Source organism: Pseudoalteromonas sp. MMG012 (assembly GCF_018100875.1).
Taxonomy (GTDB): domain Bacteria; phylum Pseudomonadota; class Gammaproteobacteria; order Enterobacterales; family Alteromonadaceae; genus Pseudoalteromonas; species Pseudoalteromonas aurantia.
In genome coordinates, this window is the sequence record NZ_JAGJEF010000004.1 from 1 (window position 1) to 14565 (window position 14565).

General features: G+C 39.2%; 10 protein-coding genes. 7 read left to right on the forward strand and 3 right to left on the reverse strand.

The genetic code is table 11. The features are described from left to right. Positions 1–189 precede the first annotated feature (189 nt). Together nhaD and J8L97_RS02175 are read left to right on the forward strand one after the other, a co-directional pair. Entirely contained in the window at positions 190–1599 is a 1410-nt protein-coding gene (gene nhaD, locus J8L97_RS02170) for a sodium:proton antiporter NhaD (protein WP_211047757.1), read from the forward strand. A 296-nt stretch (positions 1600–1895) separates the two neighbouring features. Then, positions 1896–2879 (forward strand): hypothetical protein, encoded by a 984-nt coding sequence (locus J8L97_RS02175; RefSeq protein WP_211047703.1) that lies wholly within the window; start codon positions 1896–1898, stop codon positions 2877–2879. 61 nt (positions 2880–2940) lie between these two features. Here the strand turns inward: J8L97_RS02175 and J8L97_RS02180 are convergent, their stop codons facing one another. The 3 genes from J8L97_RS02180 to J8L97_RS02190 all read right to left on the reverse strand — a co-directional run bounded on the left by J8L97_RS02180 (position 2941) and on the right by J8L97_RS02190 (position 9098). Continuing rightward, positions 2941–3333 (reverse strand): MmcQ/YjbR family DNA-binding protein, encoded by a 393-nt coding sequence (locus J8L97_RS02180; RefSeq protein ID WP_210995467.1) that lies wholly within the window; start codon positions 3331–3333, stop codon positions 2941–2943. A gap of 745 nt (positions 3334–4078) precedes the next feature. Further along, positions 4079–6349: a putative bifunctional diguanylate cyclase/phosphodiesterase gene (locus tag J8L97_RS02185; RefSeq protein ID WP_409455146.1), complete on the reverse strand. Its 2271-nt coding sequence runs from the start codon at positions 6347–6349 to the stop codon at positions 4079–4081. A gap of 76 nt (positions 6350–6425) precedes the next feature. After that, a complete protein-coding gene (locus tag J8L97_RS02190) occupies positions 6426–9098 on the reverse strand; it encodes an insulinase family protein (protein ID WP_211047704.1) in 2673 nt (890 codons plus the stop codon). A gap of 161 nt (positions 9099–9259) precedes the next feature. Here J8L97_RS02190 and sixA point away from each other — a divergent pair, with 161 nt between their 5' ends. The 5 genes from sixA to J8L97_RS02215 all read left to right on the forward strand — a co-directional run bounded on the left by sixA (position 9260) and on the right by J8L97_RS02215 (position 14548). Further along, positions 9260–9727, forward strand: a complete 468-nt coding sequence (gene sixA, locus J8L97_RS02195; protein WP_211047705.1) for a phosphohistidine phosphatase SixA — start codon at positions 9260–9262, stop codon at positions 9725–9727. Positions 9728–10220: 493 nt separating this feature from the next. Continuing rightward, positions 10221–12530, forward strand: a complete 2310-nt coding sequence (locus J8L97_RS02200) for a TonB-dependent receptor (protein ID WP_211047706.1) — start codon at positions 10221–10223, stop codon at positions 12528–12530. A 132-nt stretch (positions 12531–12662) separates the two neighbouring features. Beyond that, positions 12663–12962: a hypothetical protein gene (locus tag J8L97_RS02205; protein WP_192508330.1), complete on the forward strand. Its 300-nt coding sequence runs from the start codon at positions 12663–12665 to the stop codon at positions 12960–12962. Positions 12963–13000: 38 nt separating this feature from the next. Beyond that, positions 13001–13660, forward strand: coding sequence for an HAD family phosphatase (locus tag J8L97_RS02210; RefSeq protein ID WP_211047707.1), 660 nt, complete (start codon positions 13001–13003; stop codon positions 13658–13660). A 48-nt stretch (positions 13661–13708) separates the two neighbouring features. After that, positions 13709–14548 carry a DNA ligase gene (locus tag J8L97_RS02215; RefSeq protein ID WP_211047708.1) on the forward strand — a complete coding sequence of 280 codons (840 nt, stop codon included), beginning with the start codon at positions 13709–13711 and terminating at the stop codon, positions 14546–14548. Positions 14549–14565 lie beyond the last annotated feature (17 nt).

Genomic DNA, 14565 nt, shown 5'->3' on the forward strand with positions numbered 1-14565 from the left:
GGGCTCTGACAAACCCCTACCATTAAACGCAGCATTCCTCATGAATTCTATAATAAACCAGTAAATTTAGACTTGTGTACAATTGGCACGATTAAAATTTATGCTATCTTCTGAGCTTTAAAATTTAACATTTTTTCAATATAAAATTTAATAGGTATATAAATGAGGATTTGGGGATTAAAGCTTGGGATGATTCTGGCTACCATGTTTGGGGTGTCTAATACCGCGTGGGCTGGTGCAGAGAAACTTGATTTAACTACATCAAATGTAGGGATGCTATGTATAGGTATCTTCATTGCTGCGTACACGTTAGTCATGCTTGAAGAAAAATTACACTTACGTAAGTCGAAGCCCGTATTAGTTGCTGCTGGCCTCATCTGGATTTTAATCGGTGGGTTTTATGTTAACCATGGCTCCCCCCATATAACTGAAGAAGCTTTTCGCCATAATTTATTAGAATTTGCAGAGTTGATGCTCTTTTTACTCGTTGCGATGACTTATATCAATGCACTGGAAGAACGTAAGGTTTTTGATTCTCTCAGGGCGTGGATGATTAGAAAAGGCTTTAGCTATAAAAATTTGTTTTGGATTTCAGGGTTTTTAGCATTTTTTATTTCTCCTATCGCAGACAACTTAACAACAGCGCTATTGATGTGTGCCGTGATCATGAAGGTGGCGGAAGGGGACAAGCGGTTTATTAATTTAAGCTGTATAAATATAGTGATAGCGGCAAACGCTGGTGGCGCATTCAGCCCGTTTGGAGATATTACAACATTGATGGTTTGGCAAGCTGGTTTAGTTCATTTCAATGAGTTTTTAGTATTGTTTTTCCCATCTCTTGTTAACTATTTGGTACCCGCCGCAATTATGAGTTTTTATGTTGAAGATAAGCAGCCAAGTGCCGTCTACGAAGAAGTTGAGTTAAAACGAGGGGCATTGCGGATCTTAACGTTGTTTTTACTAACAGTTGCAACCGCGGTTGCATGTCATACCTTTATACATTTACCGCCTGTATTAGGCATGATGATGGGGCTAGGGTACTTACAATTTTTTGGCTATTTTTTAAGGGTGACTTTGCCTGGTTCTTTAGCTCGTAAAAGAGCGCTTGCAGAGCAAAGCGGAGACAAAGAACGATTAGCAAAATTAGGCAGTGTAGTACCGTTTGATGTGTTCAGCAAAGTATCTAGAGCTGAATGGGACACGTTGTTATTCTTTTATGGCATTGTGATGTGTGTTGGAGGCTTAGGGTTCTTAGGGTATTTAAGCCTTATGTCAGAATTACTCTATGGAGGGTGGTCTGCGACATCAGCGAATGTATTTTTAGGGGTTATATCATCTGTTATTGATAATATTCCTGTTATGTTTGCTGTATTGTCGATGCAGCCTGAGATGTCGCATGGGCAATGGCTGCTCATTACATTAACCGCAGGTGTTGGCGGAAGTTTACTGTCAATAGGCTCAGCAGCAGGAGTGGCATTAATGGGACAGGCTCGAGGCTACTATACCTTTTTTGGGCATTTAAAATGGGCTCCAGTTATTGCACTTGGTTATATCGCAAGTATTGCAATGCATTTGTGGCTTAATGCAGATCTTTTCTAATAGGCAATTGAACATGGGCTTTGAGGGCCCATCTTTGACTTTTTTATACACGGCAATACTTGATAGCAGTAATACGCAGAACTGCATCGACTCTATGTGATTGTTGTGTCAAACATAAAGAACAACGTTCGTTTTTCCATCGCTTCTTTTAAAAATAATTATGATTTGAAATAAAAAAGTCATTTTTACGGTTAATACTCAAGACACTTATAAAATAAATAGGTTGTTTAAAATGATCTATTTGCCTTTGCATAAGCGTATTTTTGTCGCTAGTTAAGAATAGTGAGTAGGAGAGTATGGAGATTGCCAATTCAAAGATGCAGATATATCAGGATTATGAGTGCGCTATAAATCATGCGCCAACCGTTCAATTAACAAGTGAGATAGAGGTAACGCCCCAGCACTTCTTAAAGTATCATCATACACTAGACAGTGTGCAGACATTATTGTCTGAGATAACTTTTGATCCAAGTTATCGTTTAGTCGCGAGTGAAAATAATGGGCATCTACAAATACAAGTAGCAATGCTCAGCAGCGATAATTATCAAAAAAAGAGTAAAAAGTTACTATTCGGGCGCAGTTGGCCAGTAGAAGTGAACCTTCCGACATCTGAGCTATTACAAACCGCATTCTTGGCTTTATATGTTGCGAGAGAGCATGAGATCAGAGAGCGTTTAACTTTACAGTGTGACGGCGCAACGACTACGCCTTTGAATAATCACCAAGATATGCCTTTAATTACGCAAGCAGCTTACTTGCTGCGCGACACCGTATCTTCTTTAACCGAGACTAAAGTCAAAGAAATTTTAAAAACACTTCACTTTTTGGGGCAGTCTTTCAGTCTTGAAAGTTATATGGTAGTGGATGCTGCAAAAGTATTGATAGTGCTATCTTTGTCTGGGAGTGATGATGAATTACCTGAATTTAATGCATGTCAACTATATTTGGTCACATCAAAGCAAGATGCAAATCAGTTTTACTATGACGTAATGGATGGTTTATTAAAAATTTCCAAGGAATATATAACGGAGCACTTTAAATTTAAAGGCGTAGCACGATTCAGTCATTGTCACGATGTGCTTAAACTTGCTAAATTAAATAGGCATGTCAGAGATCCAAAGTTACTGGCTTTGTGTGAACAAACGAGTATTCATGCAGCTCAGCTGAATTATGAAGTTGATTCGACGAGAATGCCGAATGGGTGTGAGCAGCAGATGGAGAATTTCCTAAGGGATAATGGAAATATCGAAATTGCCAATCGACATTTATATACATTTTAAAGAATGAAAAATGGCCCTCGCAATAATTGCGAGGGAAACCACGACGTTATCAAAGACTGCTTTAAGATTGAACCATCTTTAATAACGCTTCTTTTTGAGCTGTTGGTAAATTGTCAACTACAATGTCATATGACGTATCAATCATACGACATATTTCAGCTTCAGGAACAGAACCATCAAGTATAATGGTATTCCAAAGCCGCTTATTCATATGATAACCCGGCACAATTGACGGATATTGATCTCGAAGTAATAGTGCTTCATCGGGATCACATTTTAAGTTTAACCACCAAACAGGCTCCCCGCTTTCATTTACCTGCCCTTCTTTCCCTTCCGAGAGTGTTGCAAACATCTTATGTTGTACTTTGTAGACATCGACATCTTGCGCAAACGGCTGGGTAATAAATGTTGCAGGCTTGTCCTGCAAGTATTTATGTACGCTCTTTTGATCCATAGCTCGTGTCCTTGAAGTAACTAATTATTTAAAACTACATGGTTTAATTTTAGCAGCTATTGTGAGAATACTGTAATTCAGTATCAGTAAAAACTATCAGATAGTTTAGACCAAAATATACTAAAGCAAATAAATGTCTTCTATCTAGCTCATTGAATTTAAATTATTTCAATGAAAGACTAGGCCTTTGTCAGCTAGGTTAGATAACGAATATCATTTATGTACTATTCTTATTACTAAATTTAATCTCGATGCGCCAAAGCTTTTATTACAGGCCATTTAGCACTTTTTAGCCGCTAAAACGGAGAAATACCTCTTCTCTAACCACAACATTATTATCAACTAGAATTGAAAACCCTTACAAAATAGCAATTACTTTAACATTTTCAATGTGTTAAGGTTGAAATTGCATCAGGTGTGTAATCGTTCCCAATTAATTGAGTGGCTATTAAATTAAATAATGCCATATTTTGCAACAATTAAAGTTTTTTTGTACAAAAAAAATACCTAAGGTACACTTCGCAATTCTTTCACTCTGGACGTCAGTATGCTGCTTTTTATCATTTCTCTCATTGGGGCGGGTGCCTTGTTTATTGAAACGACTCGTATGGGAATGCCTATAAGGCGGTGGGTGGTTATCGGGGCAATAATAGGCCCATTAGCATGGTGTTTACTACGAGTGCACTACAGAAGAGCTTTTATGCGTTCACAAGGTAGTGCTATTTGTCAGTGGCTGCCGTGAGCGCTAATTAACAACTTTTAAATTAGGCTGTTCTTTTCTTTGCCGTTGTTTTTGCCCTCGTAAGAATTCGCTGAACTCTTCTGGAGATAAAGGTTTGGAATAGTAATACCCTTGTATGGTTTGGCAGTTCAGTTCTTCTAACAGCACCAACTGCTCTGCTTGCTCGACGCCTTCTGCGACGACATGAAGGTCTAAGTTATGCGCAATGGTGACTATTGAATCTACCATATTACGGCCTCTATCAGTGTTCATATCATCGACAAACGCTTTGTCTACTTTTAGAGTATTGAGCGGAAATTGCTTTAAATATGCCAAAGAGGAATAGCCAGTACCAAAATCATCAATGGCGAGGTGAATACCTCTGGCACTCAATGAGCGCATAATCGAAATAGCTTCTTGAGGGTCATCCATAACGGTGCCTTCCGTTATTTCAAGTTCAAGGAAATAGGAAGGAAGTTGATTTTTTTGCAAGATGACATCAATACGAGTTGTTAAGTCAGGTAAACTGAATTGTTTTGCGGATAAATTTACAGCAACGCGACCATTGAATAAATCTTGATCAATCCAGTTTTTGACATCCTTACATGCTTTATCCAAAACCACTTCACCAATTTCTATGATTTGCCCTGTTTCTTCAGCTATGGGTATAAAAACGCCAGGGCTGATAATGCCTTTCTTTGGTGTGATAAAACGCACCAGAGCTTCCATTCCAACTAATTCACCTGTTTTTATATCCATTTTTGGTTGGTAGTAAACCACAAAATGATCTTCTTTCAAGCCATAACGCATTAGGTTTTCAATTTGCAATCGTTTGACTGCTTGCTCATTCATTGAGTCATTGAAAAACAAGTAGTGGTTACCTTTTTGTTTTGCATGATACATCGCTGTGTCTGCATTTTTCAGTAATATCTCTGGTGTTGACCCATCTTCTGGGAATAGAACGATACCCACGGAGGAAGTGATCACGAGCTCGTGATTGGCCATTTTAAAGGGCGTAGCAATGGCCGCTAAAAATTGCTTTGCTGTGCGAGTGATTGTATGAATATCATTGGTGCCAGACATTACTAAAGCGAACTCATCCCCACCAAGTCGATAAAATATATCTTGTTGACGTGAGAGTTTGTTTAAACGCATCGCTAATTTGGCTAAGAGGCTATCTCCTAGTTGATGTCCTAGGGAATCATTGATTTTTTTAAAGTTATCTAAGTCAAATACCAACAATGCATGATGTGTACCTTGCTGGGCTAGTTTTTTTAGATTAGTAAAGAATAGATTCCGGTTAGGGAGTCCTGTCGTTCGGTCTCGGTTGGATAAATTATGTAGTTGAGATTCGGCTTTTTTTCGTTCTGTTAGATCAGAAAAGACCACAACATAATTGGTTATTTGGCTATGGCTATTTTTTATTTCATCAATTGTGATTTCAATTGGTAATAAAATGTCTTTATGATTGCGCAGTTTAATTTCTTCTTGCCAGTGCTCAGTATCTTTTAAGCACGTTTTGATTTCACTGATATATCTATTGTCATACCCTGATAATGAGAATGCTCGCCCAAGATATTGAGCCCGGACACCGCCAAAGAGTTTTAAATAGCTGGGGTTAAGGTCGACCAAGTTAAAATTTCGGTCATAGATAGCAATTGCATCAGTGAGAGACTCAACGCATTTTGCAAAAAGGTTCAGGCGTTCTTCGGTACTTTTTAAGTGGCTAATATCACGAACTGTACCTGTCATTCTAAGGGGGTTTAGATTACCATCCTTTTCTATTATTTTTCCTCTATCAAGTACCCAATGATAATGGTCTAGGCTGTCTTTTATTCGGTAGCTGGCCTCAAAAAAAGCGGTTTTCTCGGCGAAATGCTGTTTTAATAGTCGGTCGACCACAATAATATCTTGGGGATGAATACGATTAGCATTGGGTATAAATTCTCCAGCTTCGCTTTTGTGCATCATGTATTTGTCATTAATGCGTATTATTTCACCTGTTGCTATATTCCAATCCCAAAGAGTATCTCCACTGCCTTCGACAGTACTTTTTAAGCGGTGCTCTGACAGTGACAGTGTGGTATGTGCACGCTGTAATTTTTTATTGTACAAATACTGTAAAATGATAACCAAAAGGAAGACAGCAGAAATTCCTACCAGAAGAGGGCTAAAGGCATAGACTTGTTCATCGAAGTTTAATGCAAAAACCGAGCTACTATACACGGTACTTAACAGCATCATGACTACGGATATTTTTGTTATTGGCTTTATCATAGATGCATAATCAGTCATTACCCTCCTAATCTAATAGAAGCGTGCTGTAGAGTCAAAAATATCGTATCACCTGTCGCGAGTTATTTCATTATGCTCAATTACACGTTAAGCGTATTTTTGGATGTTCAGCAGAGAAAATGCGCAGTACAAAATCTGTAAACGCTTGTTTGGTTAAATTATCAAGCTCAGTTATTAGCTTTTTCTGCATACTAAAGCTGTGGTCGTCATTGGTTATCGCAACCCAAAACCGCTGTGCTCTTAATCTTAAGTTTTTATCTTTTTCTGCAACTTGTAATCGTAATGCCGCTTTTGCATTTAGCCATTGTTCATGATTCATGTCTGCAATATTTGTTGTAAACGCTTGAATAAATTCATCATGGTGTTGAATTAGAGCATTAGAAGCGTTGTTAGGTGATTGGATGTAAAATGCAACCCCTGCACGGGTGTTAAATGGTGCATAACCTGATCCTACGAGATAACCCAATTGTAACTCAGTTCGTAATTTGTCAAAGTATTCTTGGTTTATGATCTGATTCATAAGCATTAATGTGACTTTCTCACTTATTTCACTACTTAGAGCTTGTATATATTCAACTATGGCGTGATCGGAATCAGGTTTATTTATTTTTAGTGTTTGTGGTTTTTCAAGTACGCTTAATGGTCTTTTCAAGTCCTCAAGAATTTCACTATTTGAGAATAGCCCTCGAACTTTTTTTTGTAGGGATAAAGCATGCTCTTTTTGCCAGTTGCCATGTAAAAAAGCTTTGATGTAGATAGATTCGAAAAATTGTTGGCGAAAGCGCCTGAACTCGTTAAAGCATGTGCCTTTTAACGCTTTGGCTAACGCGATTGGGTCAGGGTTCCATGGCATAAGTCGAGCACCTAATAAACCAAATAACTCACTTACAGGTTTGTTGTGATTATGGTTTTTCCAATGACGGATCAATTGTTTTTTATATTCAGCAAAGCGAGTGGCGCTAATTGGTTGCTCTAAAATGGCGGTTAACAACTCCAATGCCAATGTACTTTGGTTGCCAGACAATCCAGCTGTGTGTAGAGTCAAACCACCTTGGTGAGAGCTGATATGGTAATTTAAGCCAGCTAACTCAGCAGGATAGAATTGCTCAGCCATACTATCCATGAGTAAATCAGCAAATAACCTCGTAAGCGCCATACTCTTTACATTCGCAACTGCAATGGGGGAATCAATCTCAATATAAAAGTGACCTTTTGTAACACGAAAGGTGACATCTTGCTTGAACCAGAATGAGAAGCCTGGTTTGTCTTTTAGTAGCTCAGGTATATTGTTAGCAGGTTGAATATCATAGAGCGTATTCTCAACCTGTAAATATGGATTTACTTTTGGCAACATCATCTCAGGAAGTGCAATGTCAATGTCAGTTAATGCATTTAGCCAGTCAGAAGACAGCATTTCGACACTATAAGGAGTGTTATACCATTTGGCGGTGCTTTTTGCCGTGATATTTGGATGGATCAAAACCATGCGCATATTGTGAGGGACAAGGAAATGACAAAGTTGTTCAAAAATATGATGATTAAAGTCTGTCATAATGTAGTCACCATATAGGTAGTCTTGTGGCTCATAGTGATGCATGTTGACACTGATACTACTCACCCAGTCCAGTAGTCGACTGGGTTCTTGATTGTCAAAAGCAATATCAAGTAGTGTCTTTTTATCATGATATAAAACGGGCAAGTCGTTTAATTGTGATTTAATCAAGGCAATATATTCAAAGGTCATTTCTACGATGTCTTCATAGTAGCCAATGCCTTCATCGGTTAATGCAAAGCTTATATTAAAGTCTTTAAAGTTACTGCCACTGACTCCACCACCAGCTGAAAGTGCGTTGATCCACCCCTGTGCTTTTAAAATTGAATATAAAGAGCCTTCTCCTTCATATCCAATAAGGTGTGCCAAAAAACTCATACTTTTGTGTTTATAGAGACCTTCAATGCAAGGCATCGCAAAGCTAATAATGAGCTTTTGCATGTGCTTTTTTGGGGTTATTTGTAACAGTAAGCCTAGATCTTGTGTTCGGTATAGTGGTGTAGATATAGTCGGCTTTTTGATACCGTTCCCTACGATAGGACTAAATAAATTAGTAGCCCACTGTTTGAGCTCTTCTAAAGGTTGGGGGCCGACTATGACGAGTGTCATCCACTGAGCTTGATAGTTACGTTCAAAAAAATTGCGAACTTCTTCTGCAATACATACTGCTCTGTTCGCCAATGTATCTTCGTTGCCGACGGAAAACTTTGTAAATGGGTGCTTTGGATTCGATGTTTCTTTATGTACTTGATAAATTCTTCGACCGTCATCTTTGATTTTCATTTTGAACTCGGCATCTATGGCATTACGTTCATTTTCTGTTTGAGAAGCGTCTAGTAAAGGAGAGATAAAGAATCCACTGAATAATTTGAGCGCTTGGTATAAATGCTGTTGATGACAATCGAAAAAATAACTACTGTGCTCCGTGCCGGTCCAAGCATTACTTTGTCCACCCGCTTGGCTAATAAATTGTGAAAAGTGGCCAGGCTCAGGGTATTCAACGGTTCCAAGAAATAGCATGTGTTCAAGGAAGTGTGCCATGCCTTGGCGGTCGCTTGGATCATCAAAGTGACCTGTATTTACTGTGAGTGCAGCAGCAGCCTTATCACTTGTTGCGTCGTTCGCAAGGAGTACTTTTAGACCATTGTTTAATGTCAGGCTTTCATAGGTACGATTATCATTGCTGCTTATTTTCAAGTTGGCGCCGCCGATGTAAGAGTTAATACTGTTCAAACATAAGTGTTTGAACGCGAATTCATTTCATGTTTATCTAATGTTTGTTTTAATATAGCGAACAAATGAGGTATTTAGCTACTGCGACGGTAGACAAATTTTTATTGACGATACTCAGGAGTGTTATGAAAACAATATTGATAATGCGTCACGGGGAAGCTGTACCAATGCAAGCCATGGATGAACAGCGAGCATTAACTCAAAGAGGGGTAGCACAAGCTCATGAGATGGGCTGGTGGTTAAAAACACATTATTCACCTGATGCTCTATTAGTAAGCCCTTATATACGAGCCCTGCAAACTGCTGAGTGTGTCTTAACATTAAATCAGGTTGGCTTTAATGAAACCTGCAAAGATGTGATACCAAGTGGAGATGCGGCGTTTGCAATCGATTATTTAGAAACATTGATAAGTTTACACCCGCAGTACAATACCTGGTTAATCGTGGCGCACATGCCAATTGTGAGCTACCTTGTGGATCAGCTTTGCCCTGGAGAAATGCCAATTTTTAACACGGCGGCTGTTGCTGTAATAGATTATGATGAGCAAGCACACAAAGGCTGCTTACTTAAAATTCAATCACCATTAAAATAATATGCATAAGCGGACAGGTGTCCGCATTGTTATTTATATCTAAATGCTAAACTGCTCATATTCCCTGCTCGTTTATTATCAAACAAAGGGAATGCTTCCTCGTGAGTAAAATTTCCTTCGAATTCAACATAGCCAAAATTGTTCCTAATACCTAGAAAATATGATTTTCCAACCATATTAGCGCGCTTTCCAGTAAGGACATATGTCCTGCTTCTGTGGGTTTTTGTTGCTAAATGTTGTAAACGTCTGAATTCGTGTGGCGATAATTGCAAAAAAAGTTCAATATTATTGATGTAATTTACAGCAAACATATAAATTGCTGCTATAATTGTGCTCGTCGCATTCAGCCTCATAAAACCGCTTTGCACTCTCGGATTTGAGGTCCGCGTTTATCGTTAAAACGCGAAAAATTGAATGCACCACGCCACCGTGATACGGCGCCCATAGATACCGTTGAACAATAAGAGTGCATATTTAAAGGTTAAAACCCAACATGAAAGCAATGAAAAGATCTACGTTAGCTACTGTGATTAATGCAACGTTGTTCTCTGCTGTAGCAGGTACTTCATTTTCTACTATCGCAGCGGAAGAAGCTTCACAAGCGAAAGGTAATCAATTAGAAGTCATACAAATCACTGCGCGTAAGCGTGTTGAAAATGCACAAGAAGTGCCTGTATCTGTATCAGCTTTACAAGGTGATAATTTAGATGCATACAGCTCTGCGGGTATGGATATTCGTTTTATGAATGCAAAGATCCCGAGTTTATCGGTTGAATCTTCATTTGGTCGTACATTCCCACGCTTTTATGTTCGTGGCTTAGGAAATACTGACTTCGATCTGAATGCATCACAGCCTGTGTCTTTGGTCGTGGATGAAGTTGTGCAAGAAAACCCTATTTTAAAAGGTTTCCCTGTTTTTGATATCGAACGTGTAGAGGTATTGAGGGGCCCGCAAGGTACTTTATTTGGTCGTAATACACCAGCTGGCCTTGTTAAGTTTGATTCAGTGAAGCCAAGTCAAGAATTTGATGCCTATGGTGCTTTGTCTTATGGCAGTAAAGGCTCTACCGATTTTGAAGGCGCATTTGGTACGGGCTTAACAGACCGTATTTCAACTCGCGTATCGGTTTTGTGGCAGGATAAAGAAGATTATATCGATGTTAAAGCGCCTGGTTTTGAAAAAGAAAACTCTTTAGGTGGCTACAGTGAGAAAGCGGCTCGCGTGCAATTCTTGTATGAAGGTGACGATTTTACTGGTTTGCTTAACTATCACGTACGTGACTTAGATGGTCGCCCGATAGCGTTTCGTGCCAACTTAATTGAAAAAGGCTCGAATAACATTAATCCACTTTACGATAATGATGTGGTTTATCATGATGCTGCTTCTCGTGCGACACAGCAGGTTGACACACAAGGTCTTAGTTTAAAGCTTGAGTGGGACTTAAAAGAGCATACAGTAACGTCTATTACAGCATGGGAAAGTGCTGAGATTTATTCTAGAGCAGATGTTGATGGTGGTTACGGTAATGCATTTGCACCAGTGATGGGTCCAGGTGTTATCCCATTCTCTTCAGAAACAGCAGATGTTATTCCTGATCATGACCAACTTACTCAAGAGTTACGTTTATCAAGTAATTTCTCAGGAGATGTAAATTATCAAGTTGGCGTGTTCTTATTTGATGAAGAACTGACCATTGAAAGTTATAGCTTTGATACAGGGGCATATGATGCCGCGAACCGCAATTATGGATTACAAAATGGTTATGCAGTGCAAAACCAAGATACGTCTGCGTGGGCCGTGTTTGGTTCTGTAGATTACACGTTTACAGATAAGTTAAAGGTCACCGCAGGCCTTCGTTATTCTGACGATGAAAAAGAATTTTATGCTAAGCGTACTAAAACACCGGTACCATTCACAGGTGCTTCTGATTTTAAAGAAGGTCGTGCAAATCCAAGTGATAGCCACGTAAGCTGGGATTTAAGTGCAGCATACAAATATAGTGATGACATTAATTTGTTCGCGCGTATTGCCAACGGTTTCCGTGCGCCAAGTGTTCAGGGCCGTATTTTATTTGGTGATGAAGTAACGGTTGCTGAATCTGAGACGATTAACTCGATTGAGGCTGGTATCAAGTCAGATGTATTAGATGGTCAAGGGCGTGTGAACGCAACAGTATTCTACTTCCAGATGGATGATCAGCAACTTACTGCTGTTGGTGGTGGCGCTAACTTTAACCGCTTAATCAATGCCGATAAAACCACAGGCTATGGCTTCGAGCTTGATACTGAATGGGTGCTAACGGATGAACTAAATGCGACATTTAACTTGAGCTATAATAATACAGAGTTAAGTGATAATGATCTAGCTGTAGCGGTTTGTAATCAATGTACAGTGACAGATCTGACTTACATGGTGCAAGGTCCTAATGGTCCTGAGCCTCGTGCAATTCTGGATGGTAATAGTTTACCACATGCACCTGAGTGGATTACGAATGCAACTTTACGTTATTCAAAAGAGTTAGAAGGTGGTGAGTTCTTCGTATACGGTGATGTTTCGTATCGTAGTGAAATTAACTTTTTCTTATATGAATCGGTAGAGTTTAAAGGCGATGCTTTGTTTGAAACCGGTGTTCGTGCAGGATATGCATGGGCTGAAGGTGATAATGAGTATGAAGCGTCGGTATTCGTTCGTAACTTATTCGATGAGCAAACAGTGATTGGTGGTGTTGATTTTAATAACAATACCGGCATGTTGAATGAAGAGCGTTTTGTGGGTGCTGAGTTTAAAGTGCGCTTTTTTTAAGTTCACTGATGTAATTTAGTACTATATGATTAGTAAAAAAGCCCGCGCTTCAGCGGGTTTTTTATTATCCGTAATGAAAAAGTGATACAGAGCTGATAAAGTCACGGATATCGCAATATAGAGAGAAAGAGTATGGCTGGTTTTTGGAATTATCGGGTTATTTTTTGTGATTCAACAAAAGATGAACCTGCGTTATATCAAATTCACGAAGTTGAATATAACGTCAATGGTAAAGTAAGTAATTGGTCAGAAACGGGAGCTGCACCGTTTGGACGCTCATTGGTTGAATTACAAGACGATGCAGAGCGATTAAAATCCGCATTTGATAAGCCTGTACTTAAAGTTGCGCGTAAAGAGCGAGGCTATGAGTTGGTGGAAGTTGAAACGGGAAATCCGGCAAGTGCAGAACCGCCAGCAGGGTTGGCTCAATAGTGTAAAGTGACGACTATCAAGTGGAGTAAGGAGTATATATGGATATTAAAGTAATATTATTTGATTTTGATGGCACTTTGGTTGATTCGGAGGCGTTGCATTATCATAGCTGGATGAAGGTTCTTGCACCATTTGATATAAATTACAGCGAGTTAGAATTTTGTCGTGAATTTTCAGGAATCCCTACATTAAATAGTGCGGAAGTTTTGAAGAAAAAGCACTGCTTAGCGCCAAGTAGTACATTTCTTGCTGCGCAAAAAAACCGTCTATTTGTTGAGACGGCTGATGAAATAAAGCCAACATTAATGGCCTATGCTGAAGAGGTACTAAAGTTGGCCAGTGACAAGTTTCAATTGGCTTTGGTGACAGGCAGCACTCGCTCGGAAGCTTTACCCGTACTTGAACATTATGATTTACTAAAGTATTTTAACGCCATCGTTTGCAAAGATGATATTAGTTACCCAAAACCACATCCTGAACCATATCTGCATGCATTAACCTTAACTGAGCAATTGGCGAAACAGGCAATCGCAATAGAGGATACAAGTACAGGACTTTCTTCAGCTTATGCAGCGCAGTTACGTACCATAGTCGTACCAAATAAACATTCTCAAGCGCAGAAATTCGATAAAGCAACCTATGTAGAAAAGGATTTATTCAAAGCCTGGCAGCGTATTAAGCTTTTAACTGCTATATAAAATACACTACACTTCAATTTTATTCTCATAAAGTGCAAGGAGCCTAACATGAGTATTAAAAGGATCTTATGGATTGTTTTATTTCTATCCTTTTCGAGTTTTTCAGCCAGTGAATTACCCGCCTCAGTACAGTTGGCAAAGCGTTATCAAGCTGAACTACCGGTTAGCTTTTACCATATAAGTGAAAAGTATGATGGTGTAAGAGCGATTTGGGATGGGAAACAGCTCAAAACACGTGGTGGTAATATTATTTACGCACCACGATGGTTTACTAATCGGCTTCCTGAGCGTTGGTTGGATGGTGAGCTATGGGCTGGTTACAATAATTTTGCTTATGTAAGCTCACTGGTACGTCGTAGAGTTCCTAATAACGAAAATTGGCGCCAAATTACATACATGGTTTTTGATGCACCAAATATAGAACAGCCATTTAGTCAGCGGTATCAAACGTATAGTGATCTAATAGACAAGATTAAACAGCATCATGTAAAAGCAGTGATACAGCATCGATTTGAAACCCAGAGTGAATTAGAGCGCTTTTTTAACAAAGTGATTCACAATGGAGGGGAGGGGGTGATGCTGCATTTGAGCAGTGCTAAGCATAGCCAAGGCCGTAGCGGTAATTTACTAAAGTATAAACCTTATCAAGATGCCGAAGCCAAAGTAATTGCACATTTGCCAGGTAAGGGCCGTTATAAAGGGAAAACAGGCGCACTGTTGGTCCAAACTGATTCAGGTATTGAGTTTAAAATAGGCTCAGGGTTGAGCGATAATGAAAGAGCACACCCACCAAAAATAGGCACTATTGTGACCTTTCGTCATCAAGGTTTTACTAAGTATGGTAAACCGCGATTTGCTGTTTTTATAAGGCCAAAAACGACATTTTAATCAGCATATAAGTGTGT